The organism is Candidatus Methylomirabilota bacterium, from assembly GCA_035764725.1.
GTDB lineage: Bacteria > Methylomirabilota > Methylomirabilia > Rokubacteriales > CSP1-6 > DASRWT01.
This window is the reverse complement of record DASTYT010000059.1, coordinates 31,231-47,169: the sequence shown is the minus strand read 5'-3', so window position 1 is coordinate 47,169 and position 15,939 is coordinate 31,231. Positions and strand designations below refer to the sequence as shown.

Below are 15,939 nucleotides of genomic sequence, written 5' to 3'. Positions count from 1 at the left end.
GATTGACAGAGGCGGAGATTCGGGGATAATCGCGGGCACTTTCCAGCCCACCGACCGCGGTCCAGGGCTGGCGTCCCACACCGTCAGGAGGATCTTCGCCGATGCGATCGCTCCGACGCCGTAGCACCCCGTGGTAGGATGAGCGCCCGGTGAAGCGCTTCATCCTCCGGCGTGTGGGCTATGCGCTCGTCTCGCTGGCGCTGCTGAGCGTCACGATCTTCCTCTTCGTCCGTCTCACCGGCGACCCCGCCGTCCTCCTGGTCGAGCCCGGGGCGAGCAAGGGTGATCTTGACGCGGTGCGGAAACAGCTCGGCCTGGACCGGTCCCTCTGGGTCCAGTACGTGAGCTTCATGTCCGACCTGTTACGCGGCAATTTCGGCCAGTCCTTCTACTACCGCACCCCCGTGCTCGAGCTGTACATGTCGCGGCTACCCAACTCCCTCCTGCTCGCGGCCGCGGCCATGGCCATCTCGCTCATCATCGGCATCCCCACCGGCATCATCGCGGCGGTGCGCGTCAATCAATGGTGGGACAGCGCTGGGAAGATTTTTGCCCTGCTCGGCCTATCGCTCCCCTCGTTCTGGGTCGGCCTCGTGATGATCCTGTTCTTCTCGGTGTACCTGGGCTGGCTCCCCTCCTCGGGTTCGGGCAGCCTCGCGCACCTGATCATGCCGGCCTTCGCCCTCGGCTGGTACTTCGCGGCCGCCCACATGCGCTTGACCAGGTCATCCATGCTGGAAGTTCTGGGCTCGGAGTACGTGAAGCTGGCCCGCATCAAGGGCCTGCCCGAGGCGCTGGTCATCAGCAAGCACGCGTTCAAGAACGCGCTGATCCCCGTGCTCACGCTTGCGGGCATCAACCTCGTCATCATGGTCAACGTGGCGGTGGTGGTGGAGACCGTCTTCGCCTGGCCCGGCATCGGCCGGCTGCTCTACGAAGGCATCTCCTTCCGTGACTTCCCGGTGGTGCAGGCGACCGTGATCCTCGCCGGCGCCATGATCGTGGTGGTGAATCTCGTCGTGGACATCCTCTACGCGGTCATCGACCCGCGGATAAGGTACGACCGATGAGCGTCCCCGCTCCCGCCATGCCAGGCAGTCGTGCCGCCGCCCTCACCGTCGCGTGGCGCCTGGCCGCGTTCCGGTCGAGCGGCTTCCCCTACGTGGCCTGCACCATCCTGGCCACGCTCGCATTCGTGGCGATCTTCGCCAACTTCATCACGCCCTACGATCCCGAGGTGGGCAACTTGGGCGATCGCTTCAAGCCTCCCTTCTGGCAGGCGGGCGGGACCGTCGCGCACATCCTGGGCACGGACCATCTCGGGCGCGACGTGCTCGCCCGGCTCATCTTCGGCGCGCGCGTCTCGATGGTGGTCGGCTTCACCGCGGTCATCGTGGCGGGCGCCATCGGGACCCTGTTCGGCATCCTCTCCGGCTATCTCGGGGGTTGGGTCGATCAGGTGATCATGCGTCTCACCGACACCTGGCTGGCCCTGCCCGCGCTGACGTTCGCGATCTTCCTCGCCGCCATCGCGGGGCCGAGCGAGATGAACATCGTGATCATCCTCGGCGCGATCTACTGGACGCGCTACGCGCGCGTGATCCGCGGCGAGGTGCTGTCGCTCAAGGAGCGCGACTTCGTACGCCTGGCCATCGTGGCGGGCTGCTCGAAGCGCAAGATCATGCGCAAGCACATCCTGCCCAACGTGCTGAACTCCGCCATCGTGCTGGGCACCCTCATGCTCGGGGTGGTCATCGTCACCGAGGCCTCGCTCTCCTTCCTGGGCGTCGGCGTGCCGCCGCCCAAGCCCGCGTGGGGGCTCATGCTCGCCGACGGGAAGAAGGGCCTCATGGCCGGCTACTGGTGGCTCACCGTTCTCCCCGGGTGCTGCATCATGTTGATGGTCCTCTCCGCCAACCTCCTCGGGGACTGGCTGCGCGTGAAGCTCGATCCGCAGCTGCGCCAGCTATGAGCGTGGCCGCATTGCCGTATCCCCATCACCGACTGAAGGGGATCCTGGACCTCCTCATCGGGTCCGCCCTCCTCCTCCTCGCGTTTCTGATCACGCATTGAGCCCGCTCCTCGATGTCCGGAAGCTCGGCGTGCACTACGTCACTGCCCGTGGCACGCGCGTGACCAAGGCGGTGGACGAGGTCTCGTTCACCCTCGAGGCCGGCGAGACGCTCGGCATCGTGGGCGAGTCGGGCTCGGGCAAGACCACCCTCGCGCTCTCGCTGCTGCGACTGCTTCCCACCGCGGCGCGGATCGTGGGTGGGGAGGTCCGCTTCGAGGACGAGGACCTGGTCGCCAAGCCCGAGCGTGACATGCGGCACATCCGCGGCAAGCGCATCGCGATGATCCTGCAGGACCCGATGGCCTCGCTGAACCCCCTCTTCACGGTGGGCGATCAGGTGGCGGAGCCGCTGCGCGTTCACGAGCGCGCCACGCGCAAGAGCGCGTGGGCGCGTGCCAAGGAGCTGCTGCGCTCCGTGCGCATTCCTGCACCGGAGGCGCGCGTGAAGGAGTACCCGCACCAGATGTCCGGGGGCATGCGCCAGCGCATCGTGGGCGCCATCGGGATCTCGTGCGAGCCGCGGCTCCTCATCGCCGACGAGCCCACCACGAGCCTGGACCTCACCATCCAGGCCCAGTACCTCAATCTCCTCCGCGAGCTGCAGCGCACGCACGGGCTCGCGCTGATCTTCATCACGCACAACCTCGGCATCGTGGCGAAGATGTGCGACCGCGTCGCGGTGATGTACGCGGGCCGCATGGTCGAGGCCGGACCGGTGAAGGCGATGTTCGACCACCCCGCGCACCCCTACACGCGCGCGCTTCTGGAATCCATCCCGCGCATGAGTGACGCCCGGCAGCGGCTCACCGCCATCGAGGGCCAGCCGCCGGACCTCGCTCGCTTGCCGGCGGGCTGCGCCTTCCAGCCGCGCTGCCCGGTCGCGGTGGACCGCTGCCGTACCGAGGCGCCGCCCGACATCGTCGTGGCACCCGCCCACGCCGCGCGCTGCTGGCTCGCGTCGCCGGGGCCCGCCGTCCCCGCAGCGGCCGCGCGCGCCGACGCCGTCGGCCGCTAGGCCAATCGCCGATGGCCCCGCCGGTGATGGAGGCGAAGAATCTCAGCAAGCTCTTCCCGGTGAAGGGCGGCTTCCTGGGGCGCGGCGCGGGGGTGGTCCGCGCGGTGGACGACGTCTCGTTCGCGATCGGCTCCGGCCAGACCCTAGGCCTCGTGGGTGAGTCCGGGTGCGGCAAGACGACCACCGCCAAGCTCGTGCTCGGCCTTGAAGAGCCGACCGGGGGCAGCATCCGCTTCGAGGGCAAGGACCTCCAGACCCTGGATGCGGCGGGGCGGCGCCACTACCGGAAGTCGGTGCAGGCCGTCTTCCAGGACCCGTTCGCGTCGCTCAACCCCCGCATGCGGGTGGGTGCGATCATCGCCGAGCCGCTCGTCACCAACGACACGCTGCCCGGACCCGAGGTGAAGAAGCGCATCGCCCATCTGCTCGAGATCGTGGGCCTGCCGGAGAGGGCCGCCGAGCTGTTCCCCCACGAGTTCTCGGGCGGCCAGCGTCAGCGCATCGCCATCGCCCGCTCCCTGGCCCTCGCGCCTCGGCTGGTCGTGCTCGACGAGCCGGTGTCCGCTCTCGACGTGTCGATTCGCGCCCAGATCCTGAACCTGCTGCGCGATCTCCAGGCGCAGCTCGGGCTCTCCTATCTCTTCATCGCCCACGACCTCGCCGCGGTGGCGCACATGAGCCATACGATCGCGGTGATGTACCTGGGGAAGATCGCGGAGTCTGGCGAGGCGAGCGCGCTCAGCCGGGCGCCGAAGCACCCTTACACGCAGGCGCTATTCTCGGCCGCACTGCCCTCGCACCCGGACGAGCGGCGCGACGAGATCATCCTGCCCGGCGAGGTCCCGAGCCCGCTGCGCCCGCCCGCAGGCTGCCGCTTCCATCCGCGCTGTCCGCACGTGATGCCGCGCTGCTCCACCGAGGTGCCCGCCCTCAAATCGCACGAGGGGCGGCTGGTGGCCTGCCACCTCTACGACTAGCGCGTCACCCGCCAAGTGAGGACCATCGACGCCGCCAGCAGGAGGGCGGCGAGGAAGAACGGCGCCCCCGGCAGGACCGCGGGGGCGCTCCCGCTGATGAAGTAGGCGAAGGTCAGCGTGAAGAGCGCGGGCCCCATGAGGCCCCCGACGCCGGTGATGCTCGCGATCGCGCCCTGGAGCCGCCCCTGCTCGGAGGCCGCCACTTGCCGCGTCATCAACGCCTGCGCGGCCGGACTCGCCAGGCCCCACAGCGCCATGATGGGCAGGGCCGCCAGCGCGGCGGCGCTGGAGGAGCCGAAGGCGTAGATGGAAAAGCCCGCCGCGCCGCAGGCGAGCCCGAGGAGCAGCGCGCGGCGCTCCCCCAGCCGGCGCACGATCGGCTGGACGAGGCCGCCCGACACGATCATGGTGCTCACGCCCACACCGGCGAGGAAGAAGCCCATCGTCCGCTGGTCCCAGCCGTAGCGATACCCCGCGAAGAGCACGAAGGTGCTGGGGAGCACGTCGTGCGCGATGCGGCCGAGGAACACCACGGCGGTGAGTCCGAAGAGTATCGGCTGGGTCCGCAAGAAGGTCAGCGCGCCCAGGGGGTGGGCGGCGCGCCAGGCGAATGGCGCGCGCCGCTCGGGGGGCAGCGACTCCGGGAGCACCAGCAGCCCGTAGAGGAAGTTCAACAGGCTCAGCCCCGCCGCCAGCCAGAACGGGAGCCGCGGGTCCACCGCGCCGACGACGCCCCCCACCGCGGGCCCCAGTACGAAACCGATGCCGAAGGCGGCCCCGATGAGGCCGAAGCCGGCCGCGCGCCGTTCCGACGGCGTCACGTCAGCGATGTAGGCGCCTGCGGTGGGCACGCTTGCCGCGGTGACACCGGACAGGACGCGTCCGACGAAGAGCCACGGGAGGCTCGGCGCCAGCGCCATCACGACGTAGTCGAGCCCGAGGCCGAGATTGGAGAGCAGGATCACCGGGCGCCGCCCGTACCGGTCCGACAGGGCGCCCAGCACCGGCGAGGCGAGGAACTGCATGAGCGCCCACACCGTGCCGAAGAGGCCGTAGACGCTCGCGGCCCGGGCGGTGTCACCCCCGAGGAATGTGGCGACCAAGGGCGCGAGCACGGGCACGATCATGCCGAGGGCCAGCATGTCGAGCATCACTGTGATGAAGATGAAGACGAGCGCGGCCGGACGCGCGGTCGCCTGAGCGGCGGGCATGGTCATGGCCATCGAGGCTAACACACCGTATGGCCACCACATATTGTGGTTCAGGGTCGCATTGCTTCGAGACCTCGTGGTAGACTCGTGCCATGGATGATCTCCAGTTCCGGGAGGCGCGGCTGCGGATTGGACGCTGGATCGAGGACACCGCGGGAGTCTTCGCCTATCTGCCCATCATCCTCCACGAGCACGAGAGCCTTCGCGACCGGCTCGAAGCCACGGAGCGCGCGGCGTCCCGGCTCCTCCAGGAAGTTAACGATCTCCGGCGCGAGATCGAGAGCCTCCAGTGCGAGAACGAGCGCCTGCGCCGTGACCGCGTGGAATCCGCCGCGCTCCTGACCGACGGCCTGCACCGCATCCTGGAAGATACCGTCCGGCGCCTGCGCGGATCCGCCGCCCCTGCCGATCCCGCGCGCGAGCCGAGCTTCACCTAGAAGGCGCCCGCACGTAGAAGGCGTGCGCACGCCCGCGCCGCACGAGATCGCCGAGCGCTATCGGCGCTTCGCGGATCTGGAGTGCAAGGGCTACTCGGAGGCGTACTACCGCCTGGCCCTCGCGGTCGCCAACGACACCCAAGTCCTGAGCTTCCTCGCGCCCCTGCCCGTCTGGCAGCCGAATCTCTTCTTCGCGGCCCTCCAGTTCCTCACCGGACCTCACGACATGCCGACGGCCGGCCACGATCTGCGCGCCTTGCTCGCGCGGCGGGGCCCCGAGGTCGCCGGTTTGATGCGGGTGCACCGCACGCAGACCAACGAGGTCGCGCGCTGTGCGGCCCTGCTCCCCGCGCTGCCCGCGGGGCCGCTCGCCCTCGTCGAGGTGGGCGCGAGCGCCGGGCTCTGCCTCTTGCTCGACCGGTTCTTCTACGACTGGGGCACCGCGCGGCTCGGCCCACCCAGATCGCCGGTGCGCCTCCGCTGTCCGGTCACCGGCCCCGCGCCCCTGCCCTCGGTGATGCCCGCGATCGTGTGGCGACGCGGCCTCGATCTGGCGCCCGTGGACGTGCACGACGAGACCGCGACCCGCTGGCTCCTGGCGTGCGTGTGGTCCGATCAGCCCGAGCGCCGCCGGCGCCTCGAGCACGCCCTCGAGCTGGGACGTGCCGAAGCGCCGGAGATCCGCAAGGGCGACCTGGTCGACGATCTGCCCGCGCTTCTCGGGGAGGCGCCGGCGGACGCGCAGCTCGTGGTTTTCCACTCCGCGGTGCTCGCCTACGTGGCGCCCGAGCGCCGGCAGGCATTCGCGGACCTGCTCACCGCGGAGTCCCGGGTGCGGGACATCGTCTGGATCTCGAATGAAGGGCCGGGGATCGTGCCCGGCATCCCCGCCCTCGGCGCGCGGAAGGGCGGCATGCGGTTCGTGCTCGGCCGCACGCGGCTGACCAGGGGCGGGCGAACTGATCACGCGCTCGCGCTCACCCACCCTCACGGCGCGAATCTTCAGTGGGAGGCAGCGCCTGACGCTCGCGGTGTAGACTCACGTACGTGAGAGGGCAAGGCGCGGTGCTCCTGATCGCCTGCTACGAGCTGGGGCATCAGCCGCTGGCGGTGGCCTGGCCGGCGGCGGTGCTGGAAGCTCGCGGCTTCAAGCCCGCGGTGCTGGACGTCTCCGTCGAGCCGCTGGATCCCGAGAAGGTCAGGCGCGCCCGCCTCGTGGCCATCTCCGTGCCCATGCACACCGCGCTGCGGGTGGGGCTCGGGGTGGCGGAGCGCGTCCTGGCATTGAATCCCTCCTGCCACCTCGCGTTCTACGGGCTCTACGCGACGCTCAACGCCGAGCACCTGCTGGCCCACGTCGCGGACAGCGTGATCGGGGGCGAGGTCGAGGCGCCGCTCGCCGATCTCGCCGAGGCCCTCGACGCCGGCCGCTCGGGGCCGATACCCGGTGTGTGCCGCGCCGGGGAGAGCGTGGGCCCGAACATCGCGCGACCCGCGCTGCCGCGTCCGAGCCGCTCCGCCCTGCCCTCGCTCAAGACCTACGCGCGGCTCGAGCGCGATGGCCGGCACTCGCTCGTGGGCTACGTGGAGGCAAGCCGCGGGTGCAAGCATCTCTGCCGCCATTGCCCGATCCCGCCCGTCTACGGCGGCCGTTTCTTCGTGGTCCCCGCCGACGTCGTGCTGGCCGACGTGCGTCAGCAGGTCGAGGCGGGCGCCGAGCACATCACCTTTGGCGATCCGGACTTCCTCAATGGGCCCGGGCACGCCATCGAGGTGGCGCGGCGGCTCCACCGGGAGTTTCCCTCGCTCACGTGGGACTTCACCGCCAAGGTGGAGCATCTTCTCGAGCGCCGTGAGCTCCTGCGCGAGATGGCCGGGCTCGGCTGTCTCTTCGTGGTGTCCGCGGTGGAATCCCTCTCCGACACCGTGCTGAGCCATCTCGACAAGGGGCACACGCGGGCCGACATCGACGCCGCGCTCGCCGCCCTGCGGGCGGCCGGCCTCGACATGCGCCCGACCTGGGTCGCGTTCACGCCCTGGACCACGCTCGCCGACTACCTCGCGATGCTCGACTGGGTGGAGGCGAACGCCCTGGTAGATCACGTGGACCCGGTGCAGTACTCGCTGCGGCTGCTGGTGCCTCCGGGCTCGCTCCTGGCCGCGCATCCCGGGATGCGGCCGTACCTGGGGCGGCTCGTGGAGACCGACTTCTCCTATCAATGGACGCACCCGGACCCGCGGATGGACGCGCTGCAGGCCCGCGCGGCCGCGGTGATCGCGGAGGCGACGCAGAAGGCCGAGGACGCCGCCGTGACCTTCGACCGCGTGCGCGCGCTCGCCGCCGAGACCGCCGGCGCGCCCGCGCCCGCCGCCCTCGCGCCCCGCCTCGCCCCCGACCGGCGACGTCCGCCGCGGCTGACCGAGCCCTGGTTCTGCTGAGCGGAGCCCACCAAGGGCCAGTTGGCCCTTACCGGATATTCAAGTACAGTAGTGATCTAGCGGCGCAGCCCAAGGAGGAGCCAGGCATGAGCGACGAGTCGGCGACCGATCTCAAGGACAAGGTGCAGGCGCTCATCGACAACATGATCAATCCCGCGGTGGCCGGACACGGCGGGTTCGTGGACCTCATCGACGTCAAGGACAACAAGGTGTACCTGCAGATGGGCGGAGGCTGCCAGGGCTGCGGGGCCGCCGATGTCACGCTCAAGTCCGGGATCGAGCGGCTGATCAAGGAAGAGCTGCCCGAGGTAGAGGAAGTGCTGGACACCACCGATCACGCGTCCGGGGCCAATCCCTACTACGCGCCCAGCAAGTAGCAAGAACACGGGCGGGGCTGGCGCTGAGCCGACCCCGCCCGTTCTTTCTCTGGCGACTGCCTACTTGTGATAGGCCTCGAACAGCTCACCGAACAGCGCCCACCGCTCGCCGTCGAACTTCGCGAGCTGCTCCTGCTGGATGGGGGCGTGGTCCGTCGGGCTGGTGTTCACCTTGATGCCGGGGAGCAGCAACGGCAGCTCCACGTTCTTCAAGTTCTCGGCCTGCCGAATGATGTTCTCGCGGGACAGATCGTTGCCACACTGCTTGAGCACGAGGGTCATGACCTGGGCCACCGTATAGCCGAAGGCGTTCGACTGATCGTCGAGCGCGCCGTCCGGATAATACTTCTTCATGAAGGCGACCCAGTCGGTGTAGGCCGGCGTCTTCTGCCACTGCGGGTCCGTGATCTCCTTCATGTAGAGCGCGGTGATCAGGCCGCGTGAGGCGTCGAGGCCCGCGGGCTTGAGGACGGTGGCCAGCGAGCTCGACACGTTGTTCAGGAAGTGCGTGGGCTTCCAGCCGATGTCATGCGCCTTCTTGATGGCCTGGACGGCGAACTTGGGGATCGTCACATTGAAGAAGACGTTGGCCCCGGAGTTCTTCAGGTTGATGATCTGCGAGTCGATGGTGGGATCCGTCACCTCGTAGCTCTGCTTCATCACGATCATCTTCGACGCGTTGGCGCCGAGCCCGTCCTCCATGCCCTTGAGGTAGTCCTTGCCGTAATCGTCGTTCTGGTACAGGATCCCGATCTTCGCATCGGGGAGATTCTTCAGGATGTACGTCGCGTAGGTCCGGCCCTCCGTCTGGTAGTTGGGCTGCCAGCCCATCGTCCAGGGAAAGTTCTTCGGATCGTCCCACTTGGTGGCGCCGGTAGCCACGAAGAGGTGCGGCACCTTCTGCTGGTTGATGTACTTGTGGATGGCGGTGTTGGTCGGGGTCCCGAGGGTCTGGAACACCGCGGCAACCTGGTCCTGCTCCACGAGCTTGCGGACCATCTCCACCGCCTTCGGCGGGCTGTAGCTGTCGTCATAGCTGATGAAGTTGATCTTGCGTCCGTTCACGCCGCCCTCGTCGTTGACCTTCTTGAAATAGGCGGCGATGGTCTTGCCGATGGTGCCGTACGCGGATGCGGGGCCGCTGTACGGGTTCGTGTTCCCGATCTTGATCTCGGTGGCGGTCACGCCCACCACGGTCTGAGCGGGCGCGCCCGAGGCCAGCCCGAGGGCCACCATGACCCCGGCCAGCACGGCGGCGGTCAGCTTCCGTCCGATCATGTCATCCTCCTTGGTGTTGTTCAGCGAGATGGGGACTGCGCCTGCCGCTGCGAGGTGACGGCTTCACCTCCTTGCTCCTGAGAAACTCGCGAGACGACCCGGGAGATCCAGATTCGCTTGATGGCGCCGGCGATTCCGTACGGCATCGCGTACATGAACCCGATGAGGAAGACACCGAAGATGGCCCAGGGGGCGGCCTTGGAGATGTCCTGCGCCCAGTTGGGCACGAACTGTATGAACATGGCGCCCAGCACGTTGCCCCACACCGAGGCCAGCCCGCCAATGACGATACCGATCAGGAAGGTCACGGAGAGGAAGACGTTGAAGGAATCCGGGGCCACGTACGCAACGGCGATGGCGGACAGGGCCCCCGCCACCCCCGTGTAGGCCGCGCTCACCCCGAAGGTGAGCGACTTGTAGAGCGCGCTGTCCACGCCCATGGTCTCGGCGGCGATGTGGTTGTCGCGGATCGCGATCATCGCCCGGCCCACGCGGCTCCGCACGAGATTGGCGGCGAGGACGAACATGAGCACGGTCACGGTCAGGGTCACGAGGTAGAGCCACTGATCCTCGCTGATCTTGAGCCCCCAGGGCGCCTTGGGCTTGGTGAGCACGATGCCCTGCGAGCCGCCCGTCCAGTGCTCGAAGTACTTGAGGATCTGCGGCACCGCGAGGGCCAGCGAGAACGTGGCGAGCGCGAGGTAGAGCCCCTCGAGGCGCAGCGCGGGCCGGCCGAAGAGGAAGCCGACGATCAAGCAGAGCACGCCCGCCACCGGGATGGTCCACCCGTATGCGATGGCCCACTGGTCCATCATGATCGCCGAGATGTAGGCGCCGATGGCATAGAACGCGCCGTGCCCCAGCGAGAATTGCCCGTTGTAGCCGGTGAGGAGGTTCAGCCCCATCAGCGCGATGGCGTAGATGCACACCTGGGTGAACTGGAAAAGGCGGAAGCCGCTCATGTAGATGGGCAGCGAGTAGGCGAACACGATCACCACCACCGCCAGGATCACGCTCGCGCGCCGATTCATGCGCCTAGACTCGTCGCACGTGCGTGCGGCCGAAGAGGCCGCTCGGCTTGACCAGCAGCACCACGATGATCATGGCCAGCGCCACCGTGAGCTTGAGCTCGGTGCCGATGAAGGACACATAGGTGCCGACGAGGTTCTCCACCACACCCACGAGAAAGCCGCCCACCACCGCGCCCACCGGGCTGCCGAAGCCGCCCAGGGTCGCCGCGGCGAACGCGTAGATCTGAATGCCGCCCATCATGTTCGGATCCAGGGTGAGGATCGGTGCGACCATGATACCTGCCACCGCGCCGAACGTCGCGGCCAGCCCCCAGCCCAGCGCGAGCATCCAGCTCACGCGGATCCCCGCGAGCCGGCTCGACAGCGGGTTCTGCGCAGCCGCCCGCATGGCCAGCCCCAGCGGCGTGAAGCGGAAGAACGCGAAGAGGAGCGCCAGCATGACGAGGGTGACGACGATCTCGCCCATGTCGTGGGTGCCGAGCACCACCGTCCCCATCCGGATGGGCTCGCGGGGGAAGGGCGACGGGAATGGTTTCTGCAGGTAGGTCCAGATCCAGCCGGCCATGCTGTTGAGGATGACGAGCAGGCCCAGCGTCACGATCACGATGGTGAGGATGGGCTTGCTCTCGACTGGCCGGATGACCACACGCTGGATGACCACGCCGCCCACGAAGGCGATGGCGAGGGTCAGGATAAAGGCGGTCCAGTACGACACGCCGGCGTTCATGAACGTCCACGCGAGGTAGGTAGCGAACATGGCCATCTCGCCCTGGGCGAAGTTCACCACGTCGGTGGCCTGATAGATCATCACGAGCGCCAGGGCCAGGCTCGCGTAGATCCCGCCCGTGGCGAGCCCCGACATCACCTGCTGAACGAAGATGTCCATGCTGGTCAGTACCCCAAATAGGAGCGGCGGATCGCGTCGTCCTTCTTGAGGACGTCGGAGGTGCCCGAGAGCACGACGCGGCCGGTCTCGAGGAGGAACACGTGGTCGGCGAGATCGAGGGCGAGCGAGGCGTTCTGCTCCACGAGCAGGATGCTCACGCGCGACTCCTGGTTGATGAGGCGCAGGATGCGGAAGATCTCGCGCACCACCAGCGGGGCCAGGCCCAGCGAGGGCTCGTCCAGGAGGAGGAGCCGCGGCTCCAGCATGAGGGCGCGCGCCACCGCCAGCATCTGCTGCTCGCCGCCGGACAGCGTGCCCGCGTGCTGCTTCCGGCGTTGGCGCAGGATCGGGAAGAACTCGAACACCCGCTCCATGTCGCGCGCGGCGTTCCGCTTGTCCCGGCGCGCGTACATGCCCACGCGGAGGTTCTCCTCCACCGTGAGGTCGATGAAAGTCCCGCGGCCCTCCGGCACGTGCGCGATGCCCATGGCCACGATCTGCTCGGTGGCCTTGGCTTCGATCGGGGTCCCGCCGAAGCGGACGGACCCGCGGGTCTTCACCATGGCGGAGATGGCGCGGAGGGTCGTGGTCTTCCCCGCCCCGTTGGCGCCCAGCACGGTGGTGATGCCTCCCTCCTGCATCGCGAAGCTCACGCCGTGCAGCGCCTGCGTACGCCCGTAGAAGGCTTCGAGCTTCTCGACCTCGAGGATGGCGCCCACCCTACTCTCCAAGATAGGCCTTGATGACGTCGGGGTTGCGCTGCACCTCGGCCGGCGTGCCCTCGGCGATGCGCTTGCCAAAGTCCAGCACCACGACCTTGTCGGAGACCTCCATGACCAGGCTCATGTGGTGCTCGACAAGGAGGATGGTGATCCCGAGCCGATCGCGGATCGTCCGGATCAGCCCGACCAGGGTCGAGACCTCCTCGTGATTGAGCCCACCCGCCGGCTCGTCCATGAGCAGCAGCTTGGGCTTCGCGGCCAGCGCGCGCGCCGCCTCGACGCGCTTGAGCGTGGCGAAGGGCAGCCCCGCCGCCGGCAGATGCGCCACCGGCTCGAGGCTCATGAAGCGGATGGCCTCGAGGGCGGCCTCGCGCTGGGCCGTCTCCTCGCGGCCCACGCTGGGGACGCGAAGCGCGCAGGCGAGGAAGCCGCTGCTCGTGCGGGAGTGGGCGCCCACCATCACGTTGTCCAGTACCGACATCGTCCCGAACAGCGCCAGGTTCTGGAAGGTACGGCCGATACCCAGCCCGGCGATGTCGTGCGGCTCCACCGCGAGCAGGTTGCGATCCTCGAAGGCGATGGTCCCCGTCGAGGGCTCGTAGAGCCGGCTCAGACAATTGAAGAGGGTGGTCTTGCCGGCCCCATTCGGGCCGATCAGGCCCACGATCTGGCGGGACTCGATGTCGAAGGAAACATCGTCCAGCGCGATGATGCCGCCGAAGCGCACGCCCAGCTGGCGGACCTTCAGGATTGGCAACGATGCCTCACGTCACAGATCACGGTTGGTCGTGGCTCACTGTGCCCTATGCGCCTCAGGCGTGCTTCGGGCGCGAGGGTTGGGAGAGTATATGCGAACGTCCCGCCGGCCGGAAGCCCCTGGAAGGCCTACCAAACCCCTGTCACGCTATCGGACACGCCGTCACCCCCAGCACACGTTGAGATCGCCTCGGGTGACGTCCGATCCTTGACGAGCCGTTTCGGCGCGGTCGGAAGACCCCCTCCCATTGGGTCCCATAACCCCCTGATCTACATGACTTAGGTCGTCCTGGCCAGGGGCAGGGCCCGTGGCACCCCGGTTGCTCCCCTGATGGCCGGCGTACGCAGCACCTGACACGCAGGGCCTCCCGACAGGGATTCAATGGCCGGCCAGGCGGGGCAACCCACCGCGCCGGCTTTGTTGACACGGGCCGCCAATGGGTCGCCCGACGCAACAGGCAGCGAACTCGACCCGGGAGGTTTTGCGAATGGGCCGGAACATCGCCGCGTTGACCCGAGCCGTCCTCTTTGCGCCGCTCTTCACCGTGAGCCGGCCAGCCAAGGTGGTCCTGGAGATCCGTCGGGCGGAGCCCGCCGAGGTGATCCAAAAGGCCGTGGAGGAGCTGCTGGGCGATAAGGCCGTCAAGGCCCGGGGCGACCGCGCGCCCAGCGCCGCGGAGATCGCCCGTGTCGCCTTCTTCCTGTTCGACGTCCGGGAGATGGCCAAGAAGAGCCTGGGCCGGCACTGGGTGGCCCGCACCCCGCAGGAGCGTGACGAGTTCACCCGGATCTTCACCAGCATGCTGGGGCGTGCCTGGCTGCGCACGATCCGCACGGGCAAGCGCATCAACTATACGGGCGTGACGGTTGACGGCACCCGCGCCACCGTTCGCTCGACCGTGTTGCTCGAGCGCCAGGGCCAGGTGCTGCTCGAGTATCAGCTCGCCCCCGCCGGCCACAGCAAGTGGCAGGTCCACGACGTGCTCGTCGACCGCCGGAGCCTGGTCGGAAGCTACCGCGAGTTCTTCGACAAGACGCTGGCCGACACGAGCTACCAGGACTTCATGTGGAAGCTCCGCGTGAAGGAAGTGGAGTCGGCCCCCGCTCCCGCGTCCGCCTAGGCGCCCGAGGCCGCCCGCACCCGCGCGCGGGCGGTCAGGCGCCGGCGGGCCCAGTCCGCCAGCCGGATCCCGAGCAGGATCACCAGTACGGTGATGTAGTAGTAGGGGCCGGTCACCGACTTCTTCGCCAGCCAGAGGTAGTGGAGGGCGGCGAGGACGCCGACCAGGTAGACCAGGCTGTGGACCCGCCGCCACGCCACACCGCCCATCCTCTTGATCATTCCGCTCGTCGAGGTAAGGGCGAGCGGGATCAGCAGCGTCAGCGCCGCCATCCCCACCGTGATGAAGGGTCGCTTCACGATGTCCGCGCCCATCTCGTGCCAGTCGAAGTAGTGATCGAGCACGAGCCACACGCCGAAGTGGAGCGAGGCGTAGAAGAACGCGAAAAGGCCCAGCAGGCGGCGCAGCGTAATGGGCCACGACCAGCCGCTCACGATGCGCAGCGGCGTCACCGCCAGGCTCGCGAGCAGGATGCGGAAGGTCCAGTCGCCGAGCGTGTTGGTCATGAAGCTGATGGGGTTGGCGCCGAGATCGCCGACCCAGGCCCGCTGGCCGAGCCAGGCCAGCGGGGCGAGGCACGCCGCCCACACGAAGACCTTGAGCGCCGTCCGGCCCCGGCGCGTCATCGGAGGCCGCGGCCTAGTAGAACTTCTTCAGGTCCATGCCCGCGTAGAGCGACGCGACCTGATCGCCGTAGCCGTTGAACGGCAGCGTCTTCCGGCGGCGGAACTCGCCGATGCGTCGCTCGGTCGCCTGGCTCCAGCGCGGGTGATCGACCGCGGGATTCACGTTCGAGTAGAAGCCGTACTCGGACGGCGCCGCTTTCTCCCACGTCGTCTTCGGCTGCTCGCTCGCGAGCCGGATCCGCACGATGCTCTTGCCGCTCTTGAACCCGTATTTCCAGGGAATCACCACGCGCACGGGAGCCCCGTTCTGGTTCGGCAGCACCTGACCGTACATGCCGACGGTGAGCATGGTGAGGGGATGCATGGCCTCATCGAGCCGCAGACCCTCGACATAGGGCCAGTCCAGCCCGCTCCAGCCGAAGAGGCCCTTCTTCTGCCCGGGCATCTGCTCGGGATCGAGCAGCGTGATGAACTCGACGAACTTGGCCTGGCTGGTGGGCTCGACCTTCTTCAGCAGCGCGGAGAGCGAGTAGCCGATCCATGGGATCACCATGGACCAGGCCTCCACGCAGCGGAGGCCGTAGACCCGCTCCTCGAGCGGAGCCAGCTTCAGGAGCTCGTCGATGTCGAAGCTGCGCGGCTTGGCGCAGAGGCCTTCCACCTTCACCGACCAGGGGCGCGTGCGCAGGGTGTGGGCGTTCTGCGACGGGTCCTCCTTGTCGGTGCCGAACTCGTAGAAATTGTTGTAGGTGGTGGCGTCCTTGAACGGGGTCTGGGCCTCGGTGAGGCTCATCGGCGCGTTCTTCTGGGCGGCCAGCGGCTGCCCCTTGGCCGGGGGCGCGGCCGCCCGCGCATCGCGCGGCATCAGGGCCAGCGCCGCCGCCCCCGTGATGAGGCTGCCCGTGATGAAGCTCCGCCGGTCGAGATAGAGCGCCCGCGGGGTGATCTCCGAGCTCTTGAAGCGATCGCCGTGCTTGATCAGCATATGG

At 68.4% G+C, this 15,939-nt stretch carries 17 protein-coding genes; 9 read left to right on the top strand and 8 right to left on the bottom strand.

Annotated features, from left to right (window positions below):
• Positions 1–149 precede the first annotated feature (149 nt).
• From VFX14_11115 to VFX14_11100, 4 genes are all read left to right on the top strand, one after another.
• Positions 150–1,070, top strand: coding sequence for an ABC transporter permease (locus tag VFX14_11115; GenBank protein HEU5190230.1), 921 nt, complete (start codon positions 150–152; stop codon positions 1,068–1,070).
• Positions 1,067–1,972, top strand: a complete 906-nt coding sequence (locus tag VFX14_11110) for an ABC transporter permease (protein ID HEU5190229.1) — start codon at positions 1,067–1,069, stop codon at positions 1,970–1,972. The genes VFX14_11115 and VFX14_11110 overlap by 4 nt, the downstream gene beginning before the upstream one ends.
• 97 nt (positions 1,973–2,069) lie before the next feature.
• Complete coding sequence (locus VFX14_11105) at positions 2,070–3,089, top strand: ABC transporter ATP-binding protein (GenBank protein ID HEU5190228.1); 1,020 nt, start codon at positions 2,070–2,072, stop codon at positions 3,087–3,089.
• 11 nt (positions 3,090–3,100) lie between these two features.
• Positions 3,101–4,066, top strand: a complete 966-nt coding sequence (locus VFX14_11100) for an oligopeptide/dipeptide ABC transporter ATP-binding protein (protein ID HEU5190227.1) — start codon at positions 3,101–3,103, stop codon at positions 4,064–4,066.
• On the opposite strand, the gene VFX14_11095 is transcribed toward VFX14_11100, so the two are convergent.
• Positions 4,063–5,289 (bottom strand): TCR/Tet family MFS transporter, encoded by a 1,227-nt coding sequence (locus VFX14_11095; GenBank protein ID HEU5190226.1) that lies wholly within the window; start codon positions 5,287–5,289, stop codon positions 4,063–4,065. The genes VFX14_11100 and VFX14_11095 overlap by 4 nt on opposite strands.
• An 80-nt stretch (positions 5,290–5,369) precedes the next feature.
• On the opposite strand from VFX14_11095, the gene VFX14_11090 reads away from it, so the two are divergent.
• The 4 genes from VFX14_11090 (at position 5,370) to VFX14_11075 (ending at position 8,530) form a co-directional block, all read left to right on the top strand.
• Entirely contained in the window at positions 5,370–5,714 is a 345-nt protein-coding gene (locus VFX14_11090) for a hypothetical protein (protein ID HEU5190225.1), read from the top strand.
• A 22-nt stretch (positions 5,715–5,736) separates the two neighbouring features.
• Positions 5,737–6,765, top strand: a complete 1,029-nt coding sequence (locus tag VFX14_11085; GenBank protein HEU5190224.1) for a DUF2332 domain-containing protein — start codon at positions 5,737–5,739, stop codon at positions 6,763–6,765.
• Positions 6,762–8,153, top strand: a complete 1,392-nt coding sequence (locus VFX14_11080; GenBank protein ID HEU5190223.1) for a CUAEP/CCAEP-tail radical SAM protein — start codon at positions 6,762–6,764, stop codon at positions 8,151–8,153. Before VFX14_11085 ends, VFX14_11080 begins: the two co-directional genes overlap by 4 nt.
• Before the next feature lie 86 nt (positions 8,154–8,239).
• Positions 8,240–8,530 (top strand): NifU family protein, encoded by a 291-nt coding sequence (locus tag VFX14_11075; protein HEU5190222.1) that lies wholly within the window; start codon positions 8,240–8,242, stop codon positions 8,528–8,530.
• Positions 8,531–8,590: 60 nt separating this feature from the next.
• Here VFX14_11075 and VFX14_11070 read toward each other — a convergent pair whose 3' ends face one another.
• From VFX14_11070 to VFX14_11050, 5 genes are all read right to left on the bottom strand, one after another.
• The gene (locus VFX14_11070; protein ID HEU5190221.1) at positions 8,591–9,766 is read right to left on the bottom strand and encodes an ABC transporter substrate-binding protein; all 1,176 of its coding nucleotides are present in this window, start codon (positions 9,764–9,766) and stop codon (positions 8,591–8,593) included.
• Between the two features lie 62 nt (positions 9,767–9,828).
• Positions 9,829–10,839: a branched-chain amino acid ABC transporter permease gene (locus tag VFX14_11065; protein HEU5190220.1), complete on the bottom strand. Its 1,011-nt coding sequence runs from the start codon at positions 10,837–10,839 to the stop codon at positions 9,829–9,831.
• 4 nt (positions 10,840–10,843) lie between these two features.
• Positions 10,844–11,725, bottom strand: a complete 882-nt coding sequence (locus VFX14_11060) for a branched-chain amino acid ABC transporter permease (GenBank protein ID HEU5190219.1) — start codon at positions 11,723–11,725, stop codon at positions 10,844–10,846.
• 5 nt (positions 11,726–11,730) lie between these two features.
• On the bottom strand, positions 11,731–12,444 hold the full coding sequence (locus VFX14_11055; protein ID HEU5190218.1) for an ABC transporter ATP-binding protein: 714 nt from the start codon (positions 12,442–12,444) through the stop codon (positions 11,731–11,733).
• Position 12,445: 1 nt separating this feature from the next.
• Positions 12,446–13,204, bottom strand: coding sequence for an ABC transporter ATP-binding protein (locus VFX14_11050; protein ID HEU5190217.1), 759 nt, complete (start codon positions 13,202–13,204; stop codon positions 12,446–12,448).
• A gap of 487 nt (positions 13,205–13,691) precedes the next feature.
• Here VFX14_11050 and VFX14_11045 point away from each other — a divergent pair, with 487 nt between their 5' ends.
• Entirely contained in the window at positions 13,692–14,324 is a 633-nt protein-coding gene (locus tag VFX14_11045) for an ABC transporter substrate-binding protein (protein HEU5190216.1), read from the top strand.
• On the opposite strand, the gene VFX14_11040 is transcribed toward VFX14_11045, so the two are convergent.
• Together VFX14_11040 and msrP are read right to left on the bottom strand one after the other, a co-directional pair.
• On the bottom strand, positions 14,321–14,950 hold the full coding sequence (locus tag VFX14_11040; GenBank protein HEU5190215.1) for a protein-methionine-sulfoxide reductase heme-binding subunit MsrQ: 630 nt from the start codon (positions 14,948–14,950) through the stop codon (positions 14,321–14,323). The genes VFX14_11045 and VFX14_11040 overlap by 4 nt on opposite strands.
• Positions 14,951–14,963: 13 nt before the next feature.
• Entirely contained in the window at positions 14,964–15,935 is a 972-nt protein-coding gene (gene msrP / locus VFX14_11035) for a protein-methionine-sulfoxide reductase catalytic subunit MsrP (GenBank protein HEU5190214.1), read from the bottom strand.
• Positions 15,936–15,939: the final 4 nt, after the last annotated feature.